19 protein-coding genes and 1 riboswitch are annotated in these 23,082 nt (G+C 71.7%); of the genes, 11 read left to right on the top strand and 8 right to left on the bottom strand.

From position 1 onward, the window contains the following. The first annotated feature begins 12 nt into the window (after positions 1 to 12). Together AMIS_RS33755 and AMIS_RS33750 are read left to right on the top strand one after the other, a co-directional pair. A complete protein-coding gene (locus AMIS_RS33755; RefSeq protein ID WP_014446954.1) occupies positions 13 to 378 on the top strand; it encodes an OB-fold nucleic acid binding domain-containing protein in 366 nt (121 codons plus the stop codon). Next, the gene (locus AMIS_RS33750) at positions 375 to 1,151 is read left to right on the top strand and encodes a DUF3159 domain-containing protein (RefSeq protein WP_014446953.1); all 777 of its coding nucleotides are present in this window, start codon (positions 375 to 377) and stop codon (positions 1,149 to 1,151) included. Before AMIS_RS33755 ends, AMIS_RS33750 begins: the two co-directional genes overlap by 4 nt. A 5-nt stretch (positions 1,152 to 1,156) precedes the next feature. On the opposite strand, the gene AMIS_RS33745 is transcribed toward AMIS_RS33750, so the two are convergent. After that, on the bottom strand, positions 1,157 to 1,828 hold the full coding sequence (locus AMIS_RS33745; RefSeq protein ID WP_083888850.1) for a potassium channel family protein: 672 nt from the start codon (positions 1,826 to 1,828) through the stop codon (positions 1,157 to 1,159). Next, a complete protein-coding gene (locus AMIS_RS33740) occupies positions 1,825 to 2,490 on the bottom strand; it encodes a potassium channel family protein (RefSeq protein ID WP_014446951.1) in 666 nt (221 codons plus the stop codon). Before AMIS_RS33740 ends, AMIS_RS33745 begins: the two co-directional genes overlap by 4 nt. A 112-nt stretch (positions 2,491 to 2,602) precedes the next feature. Between AMIS_RS33740 and AMIS_RS33735 the strand changes: the two genes are divergently transcribed. Beyond that, positions 2,603 to 4,636, top strand: a complete 2,034-nt coding sequence (locus AMIS_RS33735) for an APC family permease (RefSeq protein WP_014446950.1) — start codon at positions 2,603 to 2,605, stop codon at positions 4,634 to 4,636. Beyond that, the gene (locus AMIS_RS33730; protein ID WP_014446949.1) at positions 4,633 to 5,970 is read left to right on the top strand and encodes a class I SAM-dependent RNA methyltransferase; all 1,338 of its coding nucleotides are present in this window, start codon (positions 4,633 to 4,635) and stop codon (positions 5,968 to 5,970) included. Before AMIS_RS33735 ends, AMIS_RS33730 begins: the two co-directional genes overlap by 4 nt. A 185-nt stretch (positions 5,971 to 6,155) precedes the next feature. Here AMIS_RS33730 and AMIS_RS33725 read toward each other — a convergent pair whose 3' ends face one another. Continuing rightward, complete coding sequence (locus AMIS_RS33725) at positions 6,156 to 7,010, bottom strand: bifunctional 5,10-methylenetetrahydrofolate dehydrogenase/5,10-methenyltetrahydrofolate cyclohydrolase (RefSeq protein ID WP_014446948.1); 855 nt, start codon at positions 7,008 to 7,010, stop codon at positions 6,156 to 6,158. A gap of 12 nt (positions 7,011 to 7,022) precedes the next feature. Beyond that, positions 7,023 to 7,105: riboswitch (ZMP/ZTP riboswitch) on the bottom strand. A gap of 134 nt (positions 7,106 to 7,239) precedes the next feature. On the opposite strand from AMIS_RS33725, the gene dxs reads away from it, so the two are divergent. Genes dxs through AMIS_RS33695 form a run of 6 tightly spaced genes read left to right on the top strand, consistent with a single transcriptional unit; the run spans position 7,240 to position 15,136 of the window. Beyond that, on the top strand, positions 7,240 to 9,165 hold the full coding sequence (gene dxs / locus AMIS_RS33720; protein WP_014446947.1) for a 1-deoxy-D-xylulose-5-phosphate synthase: 1,926 nt from the start codon (positions 7,240 to 7,242) through the stop codon (positions 9,163 to 9,165). Between the two features lie 48 nt (positions 9,166 to 9,213). Next, positions 9,214 to 10,509: an outer membrane protein assembly factor BamB family protein gene (locus AMIS_RS33715; RefSeq protein ID WP_014446946.1), complete on the top strand. Its 1,296-nt coding sequence runs from the start codon at positions 9,214 to 9,216 to the stop codon at positions 10,507 to 10,509. Between the two features lie 26 nt (positions 10,510 to 10,535). Then, positions 10,536 to 11,903 (top strand): outer membrane protein assembly factor BamB family protein, encoded by a 1,368-nt coding sequence (locus AMIS_RS33710; protein WP_157435169.1) that lies wholly within the window; start codon positions 10,536 to 10,538, stop codon positions 11,901 to 11,903. Positions 11,904 to 11,948: 45 nt separating this feature from the next. Then, on the top strand, positions 11,949 to 13,238 hold the full coding sequence (locus AMIS_RS44765; protein ID WP_014446944.1) for an outer membrane protein assembly factor BamB family protein: 1,290 nt from the start codon (positions 11,949 to 11,951) through the stop codon (positions 13,236 to 13,238). Between the two features lie 9 nt (positions 13,239 to 13,247). Continuing rightward, positions 13,248 to 13,922, top strand: coding sequence for a response regulator transcription factor (locus AMIS_RS33700; protein ID WP_014446943.1), 675 nt, complete (start codon positions 13,248 to 13,250; stop codon positions 13,920 to 13,922). Positions 13,923 to 13,963: 41 nt separating this feature from the next. Next, positions 13,964 to 15,136 carry a sensor histidine kinase gene (locus AMIS_RS33695; RefSeq protein WP_041831550.1) on the top strand — a complete coding sequence of 391 codons (1,173 nt, stop codon included), beginning with the start codon at positions 13,964 to 13,966 and terminating at the stop codon, positions 15,134 to 15,136. A gap of 26 nt (positions 15,137 to 15,162) precedes the next feature. Here AMIS_RS33695 and AMIS_RS33690 read toward each other — a convergent pair whose 3' ends face one another. The 4 genes from AMIS_RS33690 to AMIS_RS33675 all read right to left on the bottom strand — a co-directional run bounded on the left by AMIS_RS33690 (position 15,163) and on the right by AMIS_RS33675 (position 21,203). Continuing rightward, positions 15,163 to 16,209 (bottom strand): hypothetical protein, encoded by a 1,047-nt coding sequence (locus tag AMIS_RS33690; protein WP_014446941.1) that lies wholly within the window; start codon positions 16,207 to 16,209, stop codon positions 15,163 to 15,165. Between the two features lie 117 nt (positions 16,210 to 16,326). Then, positions 16,327 to 18,387 (bottom strand): 3-hydroxyacyl-CoA dehydrogenase NAD-binding domain-containing protein, encoded by a 2,061-nt coding sequence (locus AMIS_RS33685; protein ID WP_014446940.1) that lies wholly within the window; start codon positions 18,385 to 18,387, stop codon positions 16,327 to 16,329. Then, positions 18,384 to 19,580: a thiolase family protein gene (locus AMIS_RS33680; protein ID WP_014446939.1), complete on the bottom strand. Its 1,197-nt coding sequence runs from the start codon at positions 19,578 to 19,580 to the stop codon at positions 18,384 to 18,386. The genes AMIS_RS33685 and AMIS_RS33680 overlap by 4 nt, the downstream gene beginning before the upstream one ends. Before the next feature lie 318 nt (positions 19,581 to 19,898). Next, positions 19,899 to 21,203, bottom strand: a complete 1,305-nt coding sequence (locus tag AMIS_RS33675) for a ribonuclease D (RefSeq protein WP_083888752.1) — start codon at positions 21,201 to 21,203, stop codon at positions 19,899 to 19,901. 157 nt (positions 21,204 to 21,360) lie between these two features. On the opposite strand from AMIS_RS33675, the gene AMIS_RS33670 reads away from it, so the two are divergent. After that, the gene (locus tag AMIS_RS33670; protein WP_014446937.1) at positions 21,361 to 22,365 is read left to right on the top strand and encodes a S1C family serine protease; all 1,005 of its coding nucleotides are present in this window, start codon (positions 21,361 to 21,363) and stop codon (positions 22,363 to 22,365) included. Between the two features lie 93 nt (positions 22,366 to 22,458). On the opposite strand, the gene AMIS_RS33665 is transcribed toward AMIS_RS33670, so the two are convergent. Continuing rightward, complete coding sequence (locus AMIS_RS33665; RefSeq protein WP_014446936.1) at positions 22,459 to 23,040, bottom strand: DUF3000 domain-containing protein; 582 nt, start codon at positions 23,038 to 23,040, stop codon at positions 22,459 to 22,461. Between the last annotated feature and the right edge of the window lie 42 nt (positions 23,041 to 23,082).

The raw sequence follows: 23,082 nt of genomic DNA, 5'->3' as shown, positions 1-23,082 counted from the left end.
ACCGTGGGAGTCATGACCACCGGTCTTCGCGGTTTCCTCAACCGCCTCACCGCCAGCGACTCCGAGCTGGATGCCGAAGAGCTGCAGCGGGACAGCGCCAAGTGCGGCGCGGTCCCGGCCGGCGCCTGCCGGCGCGGGCAGGTCGTTTCGGTGTCCGGCCGGTTGCGGACGGTGGCGTACACTCCTCGCACCAACCTGCCCACGCTGGAAGCCGACCTCTGGGACGGCAGCGACGTGGTCACGCTGGTGTTCCTGGGTCGCCGGTCGATCCCCGGCATCGAGCCGGGGCGCCAGCTCACCGCTCGCGGCCGGATAGCGATCCGGGACGACCGTAAGGTGATCTACAACCCGTACTACGAGCTGGAGGCGCCCCGGTGAATGGCAGCGAGCCGCGCCACGCCGCGCACGAGTCGGTCGAGGAGCGGATCGCTGAGGAGATCGTCGCCGAGCACGATCTCCACCCGGTGCCCTCAGCGAAGGACGCGGAGGAGGACGCCCTCCCGTCGATGAGCGAGCAGATCGCCGAGCAGCTCGGCGGTGTGCGCGGCCTCATCGAGTCGAGCCTCCCGGTGCTCGCGTTCGTGATGCTCAACGTGCTGCTCGGCGACTCGGTGGCCGGTCTGGAGAAACGTCAGGCGCTGCTCTGGGCGATCATCGGCTCGGTCGCCACGGCGCTTGCCATCGGCGGGTTCCGGCTGGCCCGCAGGCAGCCGGTCCGGCACGCGGTGAACGGCTTGTTCGGCATCGCGCTCGGCGCCTGGCTGGCCTGGCGCACCGGCGACGCGAAGAACTTCTACCTGCCGGGCATCCTGCTCACCTTCGGCCAGGCCGCGGTGCTGCTGGTCTCGGTCTTCGTGCGCAAGCCGCTGATCGGTTACGCCTGGGGGATCATGGCGAACAAGGGGCATCAGGACTGGTTCGGCAACGCCCGGCTGTTCCGCGCCTTCCAGTGGCTCACGCTGCTCTGGGTGGCGTCGCTCTGCGTGCGCGCCGGCATCCAGTTCTACCTCTACGCGATGGACGCGGCGAACGCGATCGGCATCGTCCGGATCCTGGTGAGCTGGCCGCTCTACGCCGGCACCTTCGCCTTCACGGCGTGGGCCATCCACCGGATCACCAGCGCACAGAAACGCGAGGCCGCCGCCGTCTAGGCGGATCAGGCCGCGGCGCCGAGCACCACGGCCCGGATCTGCTCCTCCACCTCGCTGGTGCAGACGAAGATCAGCTCGTCACCGGCCTCCAGCGGGTCGTCCGGCGTCGGCACCATGACCCGCTTGCCGCGCAGGATCGCGACCAGGGCCGCGTCCCGGGGCATCGGCACGTCGCGGATGGGCTGACCCTCGTACGGCGCGTCGCGCGGCAGCGTGATCTCCACAAGGTTCGCCTCGCCCTGCCGGAACGTCATGAGCCGGACCAGGTCGCCGACCGTCACCGCCTCCTCGACCAGCGCGGCCATCAGGCGCGGCTTGCTGACCGCCACGTCGACGCCCCACTGCTCGGTGAAGAGCCACTCGTTCTCGGCGCGGTTCACCCGGGCCACCACCCGGCCGACCGCGAACTCGGTCTTGGCGAGCAGCGACACCACCAGGTTGGCCTTGTCGTCGCCGGTAGCGGCCACCACCACGTCGCAGGAGGCCAGGTCGGCCTCCTCGAGGCTGCTCATCTCGCAGGCGTCGGCGAGCACCCAGCGGGCCTGCGGCACCCGTTCCGGGCAGAGCTGCCGCGGCTGCCGCTCGATGAGCATCACCTCGTGCCCGTTGCCGATCAGCTCCTGAGCGATCGACCGGCCGACGTTGCCGGCCCCGGCGATGGCGATCCGCATGGTCAGTGCCCTTCCTTGTCGGCGCCCTGCGCGAGGTCCAGGACACTTCCGACGGTCTCGTCGGTGACCAGCATGAAGACCTGGTCGCCGTCCTGCAGCACGGTGGAGGGCTGGGCCAGGGCGCCCATCCCGAAGCGCATCAGATAGGCGACCCGGGCGCCGGTACGCTCCTCCAGCGCCCGCACCTGCTTGCCGACCCAGTCCCGGTGCAGCGGGGTCTCCACGATGCTGACCACGCTCGTGGGGTCCCGGAACACCTCGACCCGGTCCTCGGGGACCAGGAACCGGAACATCCGGTCGGCGGCCCACCGGATGGTCGCGATGGTGGCGATGCCGAGCCGCTCGTAGACCTGGGCCCGCCGGGAGTCGTAGATCCGGGCCACCACCCGGGACACCCCGAACGTCTCCCGGGCCAGCCGGGCCGAGATGATGTTGGAATTGTCACCGCTGGAGACGGCGGCGAACGCGTCCGCCCGCTCGATGCCGGCGGCCCGCAGCACGTCCCGGTCGAAGCCGATGCCGTTGACGGTGACACCGCCGAAACCGTCGCCGAGACGCCGGAACGCGTCAGCGTTCTGGTCGATGACGGCGACGTGGTGTCCCTGCGCGTCCAGCTTCTGGGCCAGCGTGGAACCGAGCCTGCCGCACCCCATGATCACCACGTGCACGGTTCATGCCCTCCCATCGACTACCGACCTCTGTGAGCCTGCCATGTGCTCCTCGGCTCCGGTGTCCGGGGCGGCATACGCGGATCAACGTCCGGCCGTACCCTTGGCACTCGTGGCAAGTACCACCTCTCTAGCCAAGCGGCTGCTTCTCGGCCGGCCGTTCCGCTCGGACAAGCTTCAGCACACGCTGCTGCCCAAGCGGATCGCCCTGCCGGTGTTCGCCAGCGACGCGCTCTCCAGCGTGGCGTACGCCCCCGACGAGATCCTCCTGACGCTCTCGATCGCCGGCGCCGCCGCCTACGTCTATTCGCCCTGGGTGACGCTCGCGGTCGCGGTCGTGATGGTGACGGTGGTCGCCAGTTACCGGCAGAACGTGCACGCGTATCCGTCCGGCGGTGGCGACTACGAGGTCGCCACCGTCAACCTCGGCCCGAAAGCGGGTCTCGGCGTCGCCAGCGCGCTGCTGGTCGACTACATCCTCACGGTGGCGGTCTCGGTCTCGTCCGGGGTGACGAACCTCGGTTCGGTGGTGCCCTGGGTCGCGGAGCACAAGGTCGGCATCGCGATCACCGCGGTGCTCCTGCTCAGCGCGCTCAACCTGCGCGGGCTGCGGGAGTCCGGGACCGCGTTCGCGGTGCCGACGTACCTGTTCATCATCGTGATCGTCGGCATGATCCTGACCGGGCTGTTCCGGGTCTTCGTGCTCGGTGACGACCTGCGGGCGCCGAGCGCCGACCTGGTGATCGCCGCGGAGGAACACCATCTGACCAGCTTCGCGTTCGCGTTCCTGCTGTTGCGGACGTTCTCCTCGGGCTGCGCGGCGCTGACCGGCGTCGAGGCGATCTCCAACGGCGTGCCCGCGTTCAAGCAGCCGAAGAGCAAGAACGCCGCGACCACGCTGCTGCTGCTCGGCGGCCTCGCGATCGTGATGCTCTCGGGCATCATCCTGCTGGCCCGCGCCACCCACCTGCAGTACGTCGAGGACCCCGGCCTGCAGATCATCTCCGGGCCGGCCGACTACGTGCAGAAGACGGTCACCACCCAGATCGCCGAGACGGTCTTCGGCAACGGCTCGATCCTGCTCTACCTGGTCGGCGCGGTGACCGCGCTGATCCTGTTCCTGGCCGCGAACACCGCGTTCAACGGCTTCCCGGTGCTCGGCTCGATCCTCGCCCAGGACCGGTACCTTCCCCGCCAGTTCCACACCCGCGGCGACCGGCTGGCGTTCAGCAACGGCATCGCGTTCCTGGCGATCGCCGCGATGGTGCTGATCGTGGCGTTCCACGCCGAGGTCACCAAGCTGATCCAGCTCTACATCGTGGGCGTCTTCGTGTCGTTCACGCTGTCCCAGGCCGGCATGATCCGGCACTGGAACCGGCTGCTGCGGACCCAGCGTGATCCGGAGCGCCGGCGGCAGATGATCCGCTCCCGGGCGATCAACACGTTCGGCATGGTGCTCACCGGCGCGGTCCTGATCGTGGTGCTGATCACCAAGTTCCTGCTCGGCGCGTGGATCGCGATCGCCGCCATGGTGGTCATCTACGGCGTCATGCTCGCCATCCACCGGCACTACACACGGGTCGCCGAGGAGCTCAAGCCGACCGACGAGCGGCCCATCCTGCCGTCCCGCAACCACGCCGTGGTGCTGGTCAGCAAGGTGCACCAGCCGACGCTGCGCGCGGTCGCCTACGCCCAGGCCACCCGCCCGGACTCGATCACCGCGGTCACCGTGAACGTCGACGACCAGGACACCCGGGCCATCCAGGCGGAGTGGGAGCGCCGGCAGATCCCGGTGCCGCTGACCGTCGTCGACTCGCCGTACCGGGAGATCACCCGTCCGATCATCGACTTCGTGAAGAGCGTGCGCCGGGCCTCGCCCCGGGACGTGGTCACCGTCTTCGTTCCGGAATACGTGGTCGGCCGCTGGTGGGAGAATCTGTTGCACAACCAGAGCGCTCTGCGGATCAAGGGCCGGCTGCTCTTCGAGCCCGGCGTGATGGTCACCAGCGTGCCCTGGCAGTTGCGGTCCAGCCAGGACCGTGACCTGGACCGCCTGGACCGCGGCCTGACCCGGGCGCCGGCGCGGGGTCCGCGCAACCGCAGCGAGCCACCCGCCGACCAGCCCGGACCGGGTGAGTCCTCATGATCGAGAGCTACGAGATGACCGACGATCTTGTCGAGGGTGACCGGGTCGAGGTGACCGTGGGCGCTCCGGCGCACGGCGGGCACTGCGTGGCCCGGCTCGGCGGCCCGCACGGCCGAGTGATCTTCGTCCGGCACGCGCTGCCGGGCGAGCGGGTCACCGCCGAGATCACCGAGCTGCACAAGGGTTACCTGCGCGCCGACGCGGTGGAGGTCCACGAGCCGTCGCCGGACCGGGTCACCCCGCCCTGCGCGTTCGCTCACCCGGGCGGCTGCGGTGGCTGTGACCTGCAGCATGTCTCCGCCGACGCGCAGCTGCGCTGGAAAGCCGACGTGGTCCGCGACCAGCTCACCCGCCTGGCCGGGATCAACCCCGAAGATCAAGACAAGATTTTTGTACGCGTGGAGCCGTTGCCCACCGCACCCGACCGTCCCGCCACCTCCGGTGACCGGGCCGAACCGGACGCGGAGCGACTGCTCGGATGGCGCAGCCGGGTCCGTTACGCGATCGACGCCCTCGACCGCCCCGGCCTGCTCCAGCACCGGTCGCACCAGGTCGTCCCGATCGACCGCTGTGTGATCGCCCACCCCGCCGTCCAGGAGCTCGACCTGCTGTCCCGCACCTGGCCGGACGCGGACGCGCTGCAGGTGGTCGCCTCCACCGGCGGCGACGTCGCGGTGCTGGCCCGCCCGGCCGGATCGTCCGGCGGCACGGCGGCGGACGATCTCGGCGACGCCCCGGCCGGTGGCACGCTGACCCGCCTCTCCGGTCCGGGCGAGGTGACCGAGATCGCCGGAGGGCGGGCCTGGGCCGTACCCCCGGAAGGGTTTTGGCAGATCCACCCGGCCGCCGCCGACACGCTGGTGGACGCGGTGCTGACGATGCTGGAGCCGGCGCGGGGCGAGGTCTCCTGGGATCTGTACGGCGGCGCCGGCCTCTTCGCGGCGGCCCTGGCAGCCCGCACCGGAGCGCGGACCACCGTGGTCGAGTCGTCACCGGCGGGCGTCGCCGCGGCCCGCCGGAACCTGGCCGGCCTCCCCGAGGTCGAGGTGGTCGAGGCCAAGGTCGACGCGGCCCTCTCCCGCCGCCGCCTGACCGCCCCGGTCGACCTCGTCGTCCTCGACCCACCCCGGGCCGGCGCCGGCGCCAAGGTCGTCCGCGCGGTGGCCGCAGCCACCCCGCGGGCCGTCGCCTACGTCGCCTGCGACCCGGCAGCCCTGGCCCGGGACCTGAAGACCTTCCGGGCCGAGGGCTGGGCCCCGGTCGAGATCAGAGCCTTCGACTGCTTCCCGATGACCCAGCACGTGGAGTGCGTGGCCCTCCTGCACCGGGTGTGATCACCCCCACCCACCCTGACGTTCAGTCTCGGCAAGAGCACGTAAGCAGGGGGGCGACCCGCAAAACGCCGCCGGTGAGTTGGACGCTGGTTTGCCGACGCCCGCGGGGTGTGCGGGTGGCGGGAAACCAACGGCCAACTCACCGGGTCAAAAGGCCGTTTTGCCGCGAAGCGGAGCCAGCTGGCTCAGCCGGCGCGTTCGGCGGCGCTCACCGCGTTGCGGAAGAGCATCGCGACCGTGGTCGGGCCGACGCCGCCGACGCGGGGGGTGATGGCGCCCGCCACCTCGGCGCAGGACTCGTCGACGTCCGGGAGCAGGCGGCGGCCCTCGTAACGCACGCCCGCGCCGATCACCACGGCCCCCGGCTTCACGTGCTCGGGCTGGATGATGCCTGGTACGCCGGCGGCGGCGATCAGGATCTCGGCGCGCTGGGTGTAGCGCGGCCAGTCCTTCACGCCGGTGTGCACCACGGTGACGGCGGCGTTCGCGGTGGGGCGTTTCTGGGCGAGCAGCATGGCAAGCGGGCGGCCCAGCGTGGCACCGCGGCCGAGGATGACGACCTCGCGACCGGAGATCTCGACGCCGTGGAAGGCGAGCAGCGCCTCGATGCCGGCCGGGGTGCACGGCAGCGGCCCGGGCAGCCCGACCGCGAGCCGGCCCATGTTGAGCGGGTGCATGCCGTCGACGTCCTTGTCGGGGTCGAGCGTCTGCAGCGCCGCGTCGTAGTCCAGGTGGGCCGGGATCGGGTACTGGATGAGGACGCCGTGCACGTCCTTGTCGTCGTTGAAGCCGGCGATCACCCGGAGCAGGTCGGCCTGCGTGACGTCGCCGCTGAGGTGCTCGTGCGGGGAGGAGAAGCCCAGCTCGGCGGCCTGCTTCTGTTTGATCCGGATGTAACCGGCGCTGGCGTCGTCGTCGCCGACCAGGATGGTGGCGAGGCTCGGCTGGACGCCGCGGTCCTTGAGCGCGGCGACCCGCTGCCGGACGTCGGCGAGCACGGACTCGGCGACGGGAGCGCCGGGAAGAAGACGAGCGGACATACGCGTGACCCCCGCGGGAGCCCAGGCGGTCGACTCTCCGCAACGAGCTCCCCGATGGTTGAACCATCCCCGTGCCGCCAGTCGCTGCGTGACCTCCAGGATGCCCGACCATCGGTACGGCCGGCCAGCCGGGGTGACCGGTTGCGAGGATGTGGAGGTTGTGTGGAGGATCGGCATCGGCCGTTCGCGTAAGGTGCGCCACGGCGGAGCACCGATAGACTGCTCCCTCATGAGCGACTCCCCCTCGACCCCGGCCGGCCTGCTGGCGAGCATCACCGAGCCCGGTGATCTCAAGCGACTGACCCCGGAGCAGCTGACCCTGCTCGCGGCCGAGATTCGTGACTTCCTCGTCGCCAAGGTGTCGCGGACCGGCGGCCACCTCGGTCCGAACCTCGGCGTGGTCGAGATGACCCTCGCGATGCACCGTGTCTTCGACTCACCGCGCGACAAGATCCTCTTCGACACCGGCCACCAGTCGTACGTGCACAAGATGGTGACCGGCCGTCAGGACGGCTTCGACCTGCTGCGCCAGCGGGGTGGCCTCACCGGCTACCCGAGCCAGGCCGAGAGCGAGCACGACCTGATCGAGAACTCGCACGCCTCCACCGCCCTGTCCTACGCCGACGGCCTGGCCAAGGCGTTCGCGCTGCGCGGCGAGGAGCGGCACGTGGTGGCCGTGGTCGGCGACGGCGCGCTGACCGGTGGCATGTGCTGGGAGGCGTTGAACAACATCGCCGCCACGAAGAACCGGCTGGTCATCGTCGTCAACGACAACGGCCGGTCGTACGCGCCGACCATCGGCGGCCTGGCCGACCACCTCTCCACGCTGCGGCTGAACCCGGGCTACGAGAAGGTGCTCGACCTGGTCAAGGACGCGCTGGGCCAGACGCCCGTGGTGGGCAAGCCGGTCTTCGAGGTGCTGCACGCGGTCAAGAAGGGCATCAAGGACGCGGTCAGCCCGCAGCCGATGTTCGAGGACCTCGGCCTGAAGTACATCGGGCCGGTGGACGGCCACGACCAGCAGGCGATGGAGTCGGCGCTGCGCCGCGCCAAGGGCTTCAACGCCCCGGTGATCGTGCACGCGGTGACCCGCAAGGGCTACGGTTACCTCCCCGCCGAGCAGGACGAGGCGGACTGCCTGCACGGTCCGGGCGCGTTCGACCCGCAGACCGGCGCGCTGACCGCGAAGCCGTCGCTGAAGTGGACGAAGGTCTTCTCCGAGGAGCTGGTCCGGATCGCCGACGAGCGGCCGGACGTGGTGGGTATCACCGCCGCGATGGCCGAGCCGACCGGCATCGCCGCGCTGGCGAAGAAGTACCCGGAGCGGACCTACGACGTGGGCATCGCCGAGCAGCACGCGGCGACGAGCGCGGCCGGCCTGGCGATGGGCGGGCTGCACCCGGTGGTGGCGGTCTACGCCACGTTCCTGAACCGCGCGTTCGACCAGGTGCTGCTCGACGTGGCGATGCACCGGCTGCCGGTGACGTTCGTGCTGGACCGGGCCGGGATCACCGGGCCGGACGGGCCGAGCCACTACGGCATGTGGGACATGAGCGTCTTCGGCGTGGTGCCGGGCCTGCGGATCGCCGCCCCGCGGGACGCCGAGACCCTGCGTGAGGAGCTGCGGGAGGCGGTCGCGGTCGACGACGGCCCGACGATCGTGCGCTTCCCGACCGGCTCGGTCGCCCCGGCCACCCCGGCGCTGCGCCGGGTCGGCCAGATCGACGTGCTGCGCGAGGACGAGAGAAAAGACATTCTGCTGGTCGCGGTCGGCTCGTTCGCGGGCCTCGGTCTGGACGCCGCGGAGCGGCTCGCCGAGCAGGGGTACGGCGTGACCGTCGTTGACCCGCGCTGGGTCCGCCCGGTGCCGATCGAGCTGACCGGCCTGGCCGCGGCCCACCGCCTCGTGGTGACCCTGGAGGACGGCGTCCGTACCGGTGGCGTGGGTGACGCGGTGGCGAGCGCCCTGCGGGACGCGGGCGTCGCGGTGCCGCTGCGCGACTTCGGCGTGCCGGTCGGCTTCCACCCGCACGGCACCCGCGCCGAGATCCTCACCGCCCTGGGCCTGACCGCGCAGGACGTCGCCCGCGAGGTGACCGAGACGGTGTCCCGCCTGGACGCCGCTCCGGCCGGGGAGGCGACGGCCGCGGTCTGATCGATCGGCCGATGGGCGATCTCGTTATCCAACCGTTACGTTGGATGGATGGGTGAGCCAGTCGTCATCGATCTCGGGCTGGATCGCGGGGAACCGGAGACATATGAGCAACCGGGGCGGCCGACCACGTCGCCCTGGTTCGCCCCGGCGCTCCTGACCGTTCTCGTGCTCCTGCTCGCCGGGGCGTCCGGGCCGCTGCGCCGGCCGCCGGCGCTCACCCCGCTGCTGAGCATCCCGATCGCCCCCGGCGAGCCCTACGCGATCACCGAGGGCGGCCGGTTGCTCGCCCAGACCGGCGCCACCCTCAGCTCGTACCATCTGCAGAGCGGGGAGCTGCGGTGGAGCGTGCGGCAGGACATGCAGGTCTCCCGGCTGCGCACCGCGGCCGGGATGCTGCTGCTGCGGCCGTTCGGGCGGTTCGCGGTCGGCACCACTGCCCTGTCGCTGTCGACCGGCGGCCACCAGTGGCGCAACCAGCACAACGTGATCAGTTTCGCCGGCACCTCGCTGCTGTTCGCCGTCGACGACGTGCGGACCAGCTCCGGGCCGGGCCGCCGGGTGGAGAACACCGTCCAGGTGATCGACCCGGTGATCGGCGACGTCCGCTGGCAGCTCCACCTGCGCCGGACCGCGGTGCTGCTCGGGGTGCCCGGCCCGGCCGACACCGAGCCCCGGACGCTGCTGATCGGCGACGACCAGGTCGCCGACCTGTACGACACGGCGAACGGCCGGCATCTGGCCTCCCGGAGGTTCCCGGCCGCCGACTACGACCCGGACAACCCGGTGGTCGCCGGGGGCACGCTGCTGCTGCGCCATCCCGGGCCGTCCGGGACCGCGATCTCCGCCTACGACCCGGCGGATCTGCGGCCGCTGTGGACCGTGACCGTGCGGGGCACCGACCGGGTCGTCCCGTGCGGCCTGCTCGCCTGCCTGATCGGCCAGTACGGCGTCCGCGCCGTCGACCCCGCCACCGGGGATCACCGCTGGCAGCGCGGTGACTGGCGGACCGTGGAGCAGGAGGGCACCGCCCTGGTCGGATACGCGGGGCAGGACCCGGTCGCGCTGGCCGACCCGCAGACCGGCGGGACACTGGTGGACCTGTCCGGCTGGGACCTGGTGCCGGGCAGCCCCGGTAACGGGGAGTTACTGGTGACGCGGGACGCCTCCACGAGCACGCGTACCATGGTCGCGATCGCGGCGCCGGACACCCGGCGGCCGCGGCTGCTGGCGGAACTGCCGGCCGGCACCGGCGGCTGCCAGTCCGCACCGGAACGGCTGGTCTGCCGGTCGTCCTTCGGTGAACTGGTCGTCTGGGCCTACCGGACCGCGGCGGGCGCCGGCTGACGACCGCTCACGTGAAGGGTTTCGGTGTGACGCTGATCGACCTGGACCGCGTCCCGGAGCCCGGCCCGGCGGCCGGCCTGCGCCCGCCGCCCCGGCGGTACCGGCACGCCGGCCTGCTGCTCGCGGCGGTCCTGCTGATCACGCTGGGTGGCGCCGCGCCCGGTGCCGCGGTCCGCTGGCGTTACCTGGGCCTGGCCGGGCCGATGGACGTTGTGGAGATGCCGCTGCGGCTGGCCGGGGGAAACGCCTACACCGCCTCGTCGCGCGGCATCGCACGGGAGCTGACCGCCTGGCGGCTGGACCCGGAGCCGGAGCGGCTCTGGACCAGCGCGGTGCCCATCGGCGCGGAGTACGAGGTCGGTAGCGGCCTGTTCGGCGGGGTGACGATCCAGCAGGCCGCCGACTCGGTGCTGGTCTCCGAGGGGTACACCACGACCGCCATGGACGTCGCCACCGGCCGGATCCGGTGGACCATGACGAACTCGCTGACCCTGCTGGACTCCGGCGGCACCGGTGTCGTGGTGGAGCGCGTGTTCCGCCCCGGCACCGAGTACGACCAGGCCTCCGGCGATCCGGGTGCGCTCTACTTCTCGGCCACCGGCGTGCCGCACACCGAGCCGCCGCTCCGCACCGAGGTGCGCGGTGTCGACCTGGTGACCGGGAAGACGTTGTGGACCGCGGCGCCCGGCGGTTCGGTCACCGTCGACCCGGTCCCCGGCACGCCGGCCGCCGTCCTGATCACGTCGTCGCAGCGGCTCACCCTGCTCGCCGGGGCAACAGGGGAGACTCTCGCCGAGGCGGCGCTGCCCGAGCGGGACGGCTCCGGCCCGTCAAGCGGCGCCGTCGCCGGCCAGGTTGCCCTGGTCGGCTACGAGACGGCCGGTGTGCAGGCCGGCTACGACGTCCGGACGCTGCGCAGGCTCTGGGAGCACCGGGTGCCGCGGACGCCGGGCGAGATCCCGGTCTGCCTCGGCGTGATCTGCTCCGGGCCGCTCAGGGAGCAGTCCGTGCTGGACCCGGCCACCGGCGAGCCGGTCTGGCCGGTGACAGCGGAGATCGACCTGGAGATGCGGGCCGGAGCGGTGCTGGAGACCCAGACCCACACCGACGTGCCGGTCCGGCTGGCCGACCCGCTCACCGGCCGCACGGTGGCCGACCTGACCGGCTGGGACATGGTGGTGGCCCAGGCGCCGGGGTCGTCACCGGGCGAGGCGCTGGTGCTGCGGCGTGACCACGATGCCGGCCGTTCGCTGTTCGGCGTGGTGCTGCCCGGGCATGCCGAGGTCCGGGTTCTCGGCGCGGCCGAGACGGCGAGCGCCGAGTGCGCGGCCGACGAACGGCACGTGGTCTGCCGGGATGAGCACGGACTGGGCGTCTGGGCGTACCGGATCTGACCCTTCAGGGGGCACACTGAAGTCCCTGCGTGCGGGGAGCCCGGTGTGAGCCCTGTGCTGATCGATCTCGGCGAGGTGCCGCGCGGCGAGTCACTGGCCCCGGCCGTTCCGGCCGAGGCGCCGCCGGTGCCGTCCCGTGTGCTGCTCGCGATCCTCTCGATGATCCTGGTGGTGGGTCTGGGCGGGGCCGTCCAGCCGGACCGGCCGGCGCCGCCGGCGATCGTGCCGGCCGCCCAGGGCGACGTGCTCCGGGTGGTCGGCGACCGGCTCTACGTGATCGGCCGGCAGACGTCCCCGGGCGTCCGCGTCGTCCGGTCCCTCTCGCTGCCGGACGCGCGACTGCTCTCCTGGCACCTGGTCGCGCTCACCGGCGAGATCCTCGACGTGGCCGCCGCCGGTGACATGCTGCTGCTCAGCGTCCTGAACGAGCGAACCTCCCGGTTCGGCACGATCGCGCTGCGGGCGACCGACCCGGACCCGGTGTGGCGGCTCCCGGTCCTGGTCGAGGGCGTCTCCCCGGCGGACCGCCTGGCGCTGGTCCGGGAGGAGGACGACACCGGGTTCTGGTGGCGCGGGCTGGACCTGGCGACCGGGGAGGTGCGCTGGAGCCTGCGCCAGCCCGGCGACGACGTGATGTCGCCGTCCACGCACGGCGGCGCCTACCCGGACTGGCTCTACCAGCTGACCACGGACCGCCGGCTGCTGGCCTGGGACACCCGGACCGGTCGGCTCAGCGCCACGCGGAACATCCCGGAGCGCGGCCCGGAGACCCTCTCGCTCTGGCCGGCCGGCGACATGGCGCTGATCGGGGCGCGCAGCGACGGCACCACCGGGTACGACGCGACCGAGGGCCTGCGGCAGCGCTGGCACAGCGGGGTGAACCTGAGCTGGTACCGCAACCCGAGCCCGTGCGGCGACCTGATCTGCGCGTTCCTGCCGCAGCGCGGAATCATGGTGATCGACCCGCGGACCGGGCGGGAACGCTGGTCCTCGGACCGGTGGAACTACGCCGAGCGGGTCGGCGGTTATCTGGTCACCGGGCTGCCCGGCACCGCCTTCCCGGAGCACTTCGTGCTCGACCCGGCCACCGGCGACGTGCTGGGCGAGGCGGGGCGCTGGGAGAGCGGCGGGCCGGGGCCGGAACCGGACACCGCGTACGTGCGGCGGGTGGTCTCCGGCGAGGACCGGGTCTGGTACGGGGTGCTCGACATGCGCCGGATGCGGATCCGGGTGTCCGGGGTGGCCGACCGGGTCGCCGGTGACTGTCACTTCGCCGCGGGCGCGCTGATCTGCCGCCGGCTCGACGCGTCGGTGGGCGTTTGGCGGCTTGATTAGGCTTTGGGCATGCGCGTGCTGGTGGTGGAAGACGAGCGGAACCTGGCGGATGCGATCGCCCGCGGGCTGCGCCGCAAGGGGATGGCGGTCGACGTCGCGTACGACGGCTTGCAGGGCCACGAGATGGCCTACGTGACCCGGTACGACGTGGTGGTGCTGGACCGGGACCTGCCGGGCATGCACGGCGATGAGATCTGCGCCGAGCTGGTCGCGTCCGGCGCCCTGACCCGGGTGTTGATGCTCACCGCCAGCGGGACCGTCGCCGACCGGGTCGAGGGCCTGGAGCTGGGCGCCGACGACTACCTCGCCAAGCCGTTCGCGTTCGAGGAGCTGGTGGCCCGGGTGCAGGCGCTGGGCCGGCGGGCCACCCCGGCCGCGCCGCCGGTGCTCACCGTCGGCAACCTGGTGCTCGACCAGACCCGCCGGGTGGTGACCCGTGGCGGCGTGCCGATCGAGCTGACCAACAAGGAGTTCGGCGTCCTGGAGGAGCTGGTCAAGGCGCGCGGTGGGGTGGTGTCCACCGAGGAGCTGCTGGAGCGGGTCTGGGACGCCAACACCGACCCGTTCACCACGACCGTCCGGGTCACGATCAACACGCTGCGTAAGAAGATCGGCGATCCGCCGCTGATCGAGACGGTGGTCGGCGCGGGTTACCGCGTGCCCGAGCCGGTCGTGGCCTCGTGACCGTCTACCTCGGCGCGAAACGCCGGGCGCTGGGCCTCAGCATGCGACCCACGCTCCGCCTGCGGCTGACCCTGCTCAACGGCATCCTGTTGATCGGGGCCGGCGCGGTGCTCGTGCTGCTCGCCTGGCTGCTGGTCAGCGAGTCGCTGCACCCGGTCGACGACCTGCGGGCCGGCTCGACCGTGACGCTGAGCGACGGCAGCACCCGGGAGGCGCTGGCCTGGCAGACCGACATGGTCGCGCAGGCGTCCCGGGAGCTGCTGGTGAACGGCTTCAGCGCGCTCGTCGCGATCGGCATCATCGGCATCGCCGGGGCGTACGCGGTGGCCGGTCGCGCCCTGCGCCCGCTGCACAGCGTGACCCAGACCGCCCAGCGGCTCGGCGAGGAGACGCTGGACCAGCGGATCCGGTACTCCGGGGCGGACGACGAGGTGGCCGAGCTGGCGCGCACGTTCGACGCGATGCTGGACCGGCTGGCGGCCGCGTTCGAGTCGCAGAAACGGTTCGTGGCGAACGCCTCGCACGAGCTGCGCACCCCGCTCGCGGTGATGCGGACCGAGATCGACGTGACGCTCAGCGACGACGAGGCCGATGTGGCGGAGTACCGCCGGATGGCGAAGGTGGTCCGCAACGCCTCGGAGCGGGCGAACGGCCTGGTCGACGCGCTGCTGGTGCTGGCCCGCTCGGAAGCACAGTCCGGCCGGCGGCTGGTCCGCAAGGTCCCGGCCGACCTGGCGACGAGCGTCTACAACGCGCTCTCCGCGGTCAAGGCCGAGGCGGAGCGGCTGAAACTGGACGTCAGCACCGACCTGCAGCCGGCCCCGGTGGTCGGTGACCCGAGCCTGCTGGACCGGCTGGCCGGCAACCTGATCGAGAACGCGATCCGTTACAACCATCTGCTCGGCCGGCTCTGGCTGCGCACCGAGTCGGTGAACGGGCAGACCCGGCTCGTCGTCGGCAACACCGGTTACGAGGTCGAGCCGGCCGACGTCCCGGGACTGTTCGAGCCGTTCCAGCGGGGCGGCTGGGAGCGTACCGGGTCGCGGGGGTCGGGGTTGGGTCTCTCCATCGTCCGGGCGGTCTGCGACGCGCACGGCGGCACGGTCTCCGCCGTGGCTCAGGAGGGCGGCGGGCTGGAGGTCACCGTGACCCTGCCGGCCGCCGACACCACGCCGGTCGTGACGGCCAGCGTGAGCGTCCCGCGCCGGCCCTGAGCGGGTCACGGCCGGCGCGGCGCACGTCAGCTCTTCTTCTCGATCTCCGCACGGAGCTTCGGGAACTCGGTCTTCACCTTCGCGGCGGTCTTGAAGTACCACATGACCATGCCGATGCTGCCCTCGTCGGCCCAGCTGCAGACCGCGACGTCGATGTCGGACGCGTTGGCGGTGCCGCACTGGGCCTCGCCGCCGAGGTCGCCGGTGCCGGCGTCGGAGAGGTTCTTGACCTCGAGGCCGCCGATGCCGATGCCGGCGAACGTGCCGTTCAGCGCCGACTTCGGGTCCGGGACGTCGGTCTCGACACCGATCGCGATGACGATGTCCTGCTTCTCGATCTTGCCGTAGAACGCGCCGAACGACTTGCTGCCGGGGTACCCGGAGGCGAGGCCGTCCTCGAGCTCCTTGGTGATGCCGGCGAACTGGCCGTCGGTCAGCTTCGGGCGGCCGCCGAGGGTCTTCGGCTCGACGATCGTGATGGTCGAGGCCTTCTCGGTCGGCTGCGGGTCGGTCGTCTGGGTGCCCGTGGTCGGCTCACTCGTGGTGACCGAGTCGATGGTGTTCTGGGCGTCCTCGACCGCGTCCTTGCCGATCAGGTAGAGGCTCGTGATGCCGCCGATGCAGAGCACCAGGAACACCGCGACCGAGATCAGCACGATCGGGAGGACCTTGGACTTCTTCGGCGGGGGCGCCGCGGGATATCCGGGCGGCGTGCCGTAACCGGGCTGGCCGTAACCGGCCTGGTCGTACCCGGGCTGGCCGTAACCGGCCTGGTCGTACCCGGGCTGGCCGTACCCGGGCTGGCCGTAGGGCGGCTGGCCGGGTGCCTGGCCGGGCGCGGGGTAACCGGGCGGCGGCGGATATCCGGGCTGACCCGAGACGGGCTGACCCGGGACCGGCTGACCCGGGACGGGCTGGCCGGAGGCGGGCGGGCCCGAGAAGGGCGGCCCGGAGGCGGGCGGGCCGGAAGCCGGCGGCCCGTAGGACGGCGGTCCGTAGGGCGACTGATCCGGGTTCGGCTGCCCGTAGGGCGGCTGATCCGGGTTGGGCGGGCCGTAAGGTGGCTGCGACATCAACACTCCATGATCGGGGTTGTCGCAGCTTATCGAGGGTATTGCGGGTCTGCCCAGGAGGATTCTCACAGGCGGGTGACAGCAAGGAGCCCCCGCCTCGGCGGGGGCTCCTCACGATCAAGCCGGCACGTTCGCCACGCCGGGGCGCAGGAAGCGCTTGCCGGTGACCCGCTCGGCGGTGCCGCTGCGGTCCAGGTACGGCGTGATGCCGCCCAGGTGGAACGGGTATCCCGCGCCGAGAATCATGCACAGGTCGATGTCCTGCGCCTCCGCGACCACGCCCTCGTCGAGCATGATCCGGATCTCCTCGGCCAGGGCGTCGAGGGCCCTCTGGCGTACCTCGTCGGCGGTCAGCGGGCTGTCGCCGAGCACCAGGGCCTTGGCCACCTCGGGGTTGATCTCGTCGTCCACGAGCAGCGGCTGCCCGAGGTCGACGATCGTCTTGAGGTTGGCCGAGTCCACGAACCGGTCCGGGAACGCGGCATGCAGCGTCTCACCCACGTGGTACGCCACGGCGGGACCGACCAGCTGCAGCAGCGCGACCGGGCGCATCGGCAGGCCCAGCGGGTCGAACGCCTCGTTCACCACGTCGAGCGGGGTGCCGGCGTCGACAGCCTTGAAGACCTCGCTGGTGAAGCGGGTGAGCACCCGGTTCACCACGAACGCCGGGGCGTCCTTGACCAGCACCGAGGACTTCTTCAGCTGCTTGCCGACCTCGAACGCGGTGGCGAGCGTCGCGTCGTCGGTCTTCTCGCCCTTGATGATCTCCAGCAGGGGGAGGACCGCGACCGGGTTGAAGAAGTGGAAGCCGACGACCCGCTCCGGGTGCTCCAGGCCGGCCGCCATCTCGGTGATCGACAGCGAGCTGGTGTTCGTCGCGAGGATCGCCTCGGGCTTCACGATCTTCTCGAACTCGGCCCAGATCTGCTTCTTCAGGTCGAGGTTCTCGAAGACCGCCTCGATCACGAAGTCGGCGTCCGCGAAGACCTGCCGGTCGACCGAGCCGCTGATCAGGCCGCGCAGCTTCGCCGCGGTGCCCTCGTCCATCCGGCGCTTGCCGACCAGCTTGTCGATCTGCTCGTTGACGTAGGCCACGCCCTTGTCGACGCGGGCCTGGTCGAGGTCGGTCAGCACGACCGGGACCTGGAGGCGGCGCAGGAAGAGCAGGGCCAGCTGGGAGGCCATCAGACCGGCGCCGACGATGCCGACCTTGGTGACCTTGCGGGCGTTCTCCCGGGACGGCACACCGACCGGCCGCTTCGCGCGGCGCTGGACCAGGTCGAACGCGTACAGGCTGGCGCGCGACTCGTCACCCATGATCAGGTCGGCGAGCGCCTCGGTCTCGGCCGCGGTGCCGTCTTCGAAGGACGACTCCTTGGCGAGGGCGAGCAGCTCCAGGGCCTTGTTCGCGGACGGGACCGCGCCGTGCAGCTTCTCGTCGAGCTGCTGCTTGGCGAAGAACAGCACCCCGTCCCACATGTCCTTGTCGACCTCGGGACGCTCCACCGTGACGTCGCCCTTGACCACGCCGGCCGCCCAGGCGAGCGAGTCCTCGAGGAACTCGGCCGGCTCGAAGAGCGCGTCCGCGACGCCCAGCTCGCGGGCCTGCTTCGGGCGCAGCGTCTTCTGGGTGAGCGGGTTCTGCAGGATGACCTGGGCCGCCCCCGGCACGCCGATCAGGTTCGGCAGCAGCTGGCTGCCGCCCCAGCCGGGGATCAGGCCGATCGCGACCTCGGGCAGGCCGAGCGCCGCCGCGCCGCCGGAGACCGTGCGGTAGTGGCAGTGCAGGGCGACCTCGAGGCCACCGCCGAGCGCCGCGCCGTTGATGAACGCGAACGTCGGGATCTCGCTGTTCTTGAGCCGCGCGAACACCCGGTGACCGAGTTCGCCCAGCGCCACGGCCTGGTCGCGGGAGCTGATCAGCGGCATGCCGGTGATGTCCGCGCCGACACAGAAGATGTACGGCTTACCGGTGATCGCGATGAACGCCGGCGCCGCCGCGGTCGCCGTGGTGATCGCCTCGTCCAGCGACTTCAGGCCGGCCGGGCCGAAGCTGTTCGGCTTCTTGTGGTCGAAGCCGTTGTCCAGCGTGATCAGAGCGGCCTGCTTGTCGAGGCCGGGCACGCTGACCAGGCGGACGAGGGCCTTGGTCACTACCTCGTTCGGGTTCTCGATCACTTCGCGAAGCCTTCCCAGTTCGGGTTCTCCCAGATCACGGTGCCACCCATGCCGATACCGATGCACATGGCGTTGAGGCCGTAGCGGACCTCGGGGTGCTCCTCGAAGTGACGGGCCAGCTGGGTCATCAGCCGCACGCCGGAGGAGGCGAGGGGGTGACCGATGGCGATCGCGCCGCCCCACGGGTTGACCCGCGGGTCGTCGTCGGCGATGCCGTAGTGGTCGAGGAACGCCAGCACCTGGATCGCGAACGCCTCGTTCAGCTCGAACAGGCCGATGTCGTCGATGGTGAGACCGGCCTTCTTCAGGGCCTTCTCGGTCGACGGGATCGGGCCGTACCCCATGATCTCCGGCTCGACGCCGACGAACCCGTAGGACACCAGCCGCATCGCGACCGGCAGGCCCAGCTCACGGGCGGTCGCCTCGTCGGCGAGGACGGCCGCGGTCGCGCCGTCGTTGAGACCGGCGGCGTTGCCCGCGGTGATCCGGCCGTGCGGGCGGAACGGGGTCTTCAGCGTGGCGAGCTTCTCCATCGAGGTCTCGCGCGGCGCCTCGTCGACGGTCGCCAGGCCCCAGCCCTGCTCGGCGCTGCGGATCGCCACCGGCACCAGGTCCGGCTGGATCTTGCCGTTGGCGTACGCCTTCGCGGTCTTGATCTGCGAGTTCAGCCCGTACCGGTCGGCGCGCTCCTTGGTGATGTGCGGCAGCCGGTCGTGCAGGTTCTCCGCGGTCGAGCCCATCACCAGGGCCGACGGGTCGACCAGCTTCTCGGCGAGGATCCGCGGGTTCGGGTCGACGCCCTCGCCCATCGGGTGCCGGCCCATGTGCTCGACGCCGCCCGCGATCGCGATGTCGTACGCGCCCATCGCGATGCCGCCGGCGACGTTGGTCACCGCGGTCATGGCGCCCGCGCACATCCGGTCGATGGCGTAGCCGGGAACGGTCTTCGGCAGGCCGGAGAGCAGCGCCGCCGTGCGGCCGATGGTCAGGCCCTGGTCACCGGTCTGGGTGGTGGCCGCGATCGCGACCTCGTCCACCCGGTCGGTCGGGAGCTGGGGGTTCCGCCGAATCAGCTCTCGGATGCAGCGGATCACCAGGTCGTCGGCGCGGGTCTCGGCATACATGCCGCCCGCCTTGCCGAACGGGGTGCGGACGCCGTCGACGAAGACGACCTCGCGTACTTCACGGGGCACAGCAAGCCTCCTTGCGGGCGTGAACCCTAAGCGTGCCAGGAATGCTACTCGCCGGTAACTAGGCCCTGCCACCGCATCGCGAAAACGTCACAGCTCTGTTTCCGCCACGTTCCCCGAGAACCCGAAACCCCAGGTCAAGGTCAAGATCCATGTCGCATCCGGGTGGTGGCCCCGAGGAGTGCACCCGAATTCCCCACGCTCGACGGCAGCACCCGCGGCGCGGCCGTGCTCTCCGCGGCTCACGCCTGTCCGGGATGTGGCCACACCCGCAACGGGTGTGGCCACAAAAGCGACGAACGCGCCTGATCGGCGGTCGGCTCAGTCTGCCGGGTCGGGGGCCGGGAGGGCTGTGGCGAGCTGTTCGGCGATCAGGCCCACCTGCCAGTTCCGGGCGCCGAAGCCGCGCAGCGTGTCGGCGACCGTCTGGGAGGTCACCTCGTCCGGTGGCGACCAGGCCAGCCGGCGGATGAAGTCCGGGCTGATCAGGTTCTCCGGCGGGAGGTTGTGCTGCTCGGCGGTGCCGACGACCACGGCGCGGCACCGGGCCAGCCGGGCCGCGGCGATCGGGTCGCGCTCGGCCCAGCGGTGCGGCGGGGGCGGGCCCTCGACCGGCTGGTTCACCGGCAACGCGTCGTCCGGCAACGCCCGGGCCTGGTCCAGCGCGTCGAGCCAGATCCGGGCCAGCCGGCGCACCGAGCGGCCACCGAACCCGGGGATGCCGAGCAGGGTGCGCTCGTCCTTCGGGTCGGCCTCGGCGGCCGCGATGATCGCGGAGTCGGGCAGCACCCGTCCGGGGGCGGAGTCGCGGCGGGCGGCGACGCCGTCACGGGCGTACCAGAGGGCGCGCACCCGGGACTGGGCCCGCGCACCCCGTACCCGATGAATGCCTGACGTCCGCCGCCAGGGATCGGGACGGACTCGCGGCGGCCGGTCGGCGCTCGCGACGAGCGCCGCGAACTCCTCGGCGGCCCAGGCGGTCTTGCCCTGGCGTTCGAGTTCGGCGGCGAGCAGGTCACGCAGGTCGGTGAGGAGCTCGACGTCGAGGGCGGCATAGGTGAGCCAGGAGTCCGGCAGGGGACGGGTCGACCAGTCCGCCGCCGAGTGGTGTTTCTCCAGCGAGTAGCCGAGCAGCTGCTCGGTGAGCGCGGCCAGGCCGACCCGCTCGAAACCGGCGAGCCGGGCGGCCAGTTCGGTGTCGAACAGGCGGCGCGGTCTGAAGCCCAGCTCGGCCAGGCACGGCAGGTCCTGACTCGCGGCGTGCAGCACCCATTCGGACTCGGCGAGCGCGGCGTCGAGGGTGCGCAGATCGTCCAGCGGCAACGGGTCGATCAGGACGGTTCCGGCGCCCGCCCGGCGCAGTTGCACCAGGTAGGCGCGCTGGGTGTAGCGGTAGCCGGAGGCGCGCTCGGCGTCCACGGCGACCGGTCCGGTCCCCGCCGACATCCGGGAGACCACATCGGCCAGTTCGGCCGAGGTCTCCACCGGACGAGGGGTTCCGTCGCGCGGGGCAGTGAGAGGGGTCGATGCGGGACCGCCAGAATTCGGGTCGGGCGGCACGGAGTGCGGTCCGTCCCCTGCTGTGTCCGGCGCGTCCCGACGGCGCAGGGGTGCTTCGTCGGTCACTCCGTAACCGTACGGGGGCGACGCCCTTGCCGTGCGCAGCCGGGGTCCGGCGCGTCGATTCTCGATCTTCGGCGGGACTCTGGGGCGGGACTCAACCGCGCGGCGATTTCGTGCGTATCACTACACGCAGCGCTGAAAATTACGGAGGCCGCGCCGGATGAGCCCATACGAACCCTTCACCCCCGCCAACGGCTATGACCAGCGTCGCGGGGAGTGGGCGGCCCCCGAGCAGCAGCAGTGGTTCCAGGAACGGCAGTGGGATCAGCAGCAGCAGTGGGACCGGCAACAGCAATGGGATCAGCAACAGCAATGGGATCAGCAACAGTGGTACCCGCAACAGCCGTCCTATCAGCAGCAGACCTACCCCGATCCGGTTCCGGCGGCAGCCTCCACCCCGGCCGCCGCCCCGATCGCCCGCACCGGTCGCGGCCGCACGGTGGTCATCGTGCTGGTGGTCGCGCTGCTCGCGGTCTCCGCGTGGCAGGCGTTCCGGGTCGAGGGCATGATCCGCAGCAGCAACGATCTCGCCACCGCGGTCTCCGCCGAGCAGGGCCGCAGCCAGGAGCTCGAGAAACAACTCGCCACCGTCTTCGACCCGGAAGGGATCGCGGCGGCCGTGCTGCCGAGCGTCTTCCGGGTGCGGGCCGGCGACTTCACCGGCACCGCGTTCGCGGTCGGCAGCACCGATGACGGGCGCACCAACCTGTTCACGAACTATCACGTGGTCGAGGAGACGTTCGAAAGCGGCGACAAGTCGGTGTCGCTGGAGCGGGGCAACACCCGGATCGAGGCGACGATCGTGAAGGTCAGCGCGGGCAAGGATCTCGCGCTGCTGCGCACGTCCCGTGAGATCAAGGGACTCGGGGTCGCCACCGACGACGTGAAGCCGGGCCAGCAGGTGGTGGTCGTGGGCGCGCCGCTCGGGCTCGACGACTCGGTCACCACGGGCGTGATCAGCGCGTACCGGCCGGACGACGCGGACGGCCCGACGATCCAGTTCGACGCGCCGATCAACCCCGGCAACAGCGGCGGCCCGGTCGTCAACACCAGCAAGCAGGTCGTCGGCATCGCCACCGCGAAGGCACGCGACGCCGAGGGCATCGGCCTCGCCATCCCGATCGAGACCGCCTGCGACACCCTGGGCTCCTGCGGAAAAGGCTGAATCACAGGGTACGGGGACGAACCGCCCACACCGACATGACCCGTCCCGTGGCTACCGCGCGACCACCTGCCACGCAAGGCCGCTGCGCGCCTTTCACCCCCGGTGGGTGGTCACCCCGCGCGGCCGGTCGCTGAGCGACACCACCCCCGGCGGGGGCAGTCCCGCCGTCGACGCCAGCATCGCGCACCAGCCGCGCAGGTGGGCGCCGAAGTCGTCGGAGGTCGGTGTCCAGGACGCGCGCACCTCCAGATCCGCGGTCGGCTCCGGACCGGCCAGCTCGCCGAACCGGGTCGACGCGGTCTGCGTCACGGTGCCGCCGATCGCCGTGTACGCCGCCGCGTAGTGCTCCAGCCCGTCGGAGAGCCAGCTCCAGGCCACGGCCGGCAGCAGCGGGTCGGTGGCCAGGTCCGCCTCCAGCTCCGCGGTGATCAGCGTGACCAGGCGCAGGGTGCCGTGCCACGCCTCGTGGCCGTCCGGCTCGTGCAGCAGGATCAGCCGCCCGCTCGCCACCTCGTCCTCGCCGCGCAGCACGGTGGCGCTGAGCGCGAACGCGTACGGGGCGAGCTTCTGCGGTGGGGTGATCTCCTCGAGGAGGATCTCGGACCACGGCGAGTCCACGCGCAACCCGGCGACGGCGCGGGTGAACGCCTCGGGGGCAGCGGAGGGGGACGCCATGTTGGCAGACTAAGCCGATCTCGGGGCCCTCCGTGCTCGGCA

It is taken from the genome of Actinoplanes missouriensis 431 (assembly GCF_000284295.1).
In the GTDB taxonomy this organism is placed as follows: Bacteria; Actinomycetota; Actinomycetes; order Mycobacteriales; family Micromonosporaceae; genus Actinoplanes; species Actinoplanes missouriensis.
Note: the sequence above shows the minus strand (reverse complement) of the source record. Positions and strands in the feature narration are given on the sequence as shown.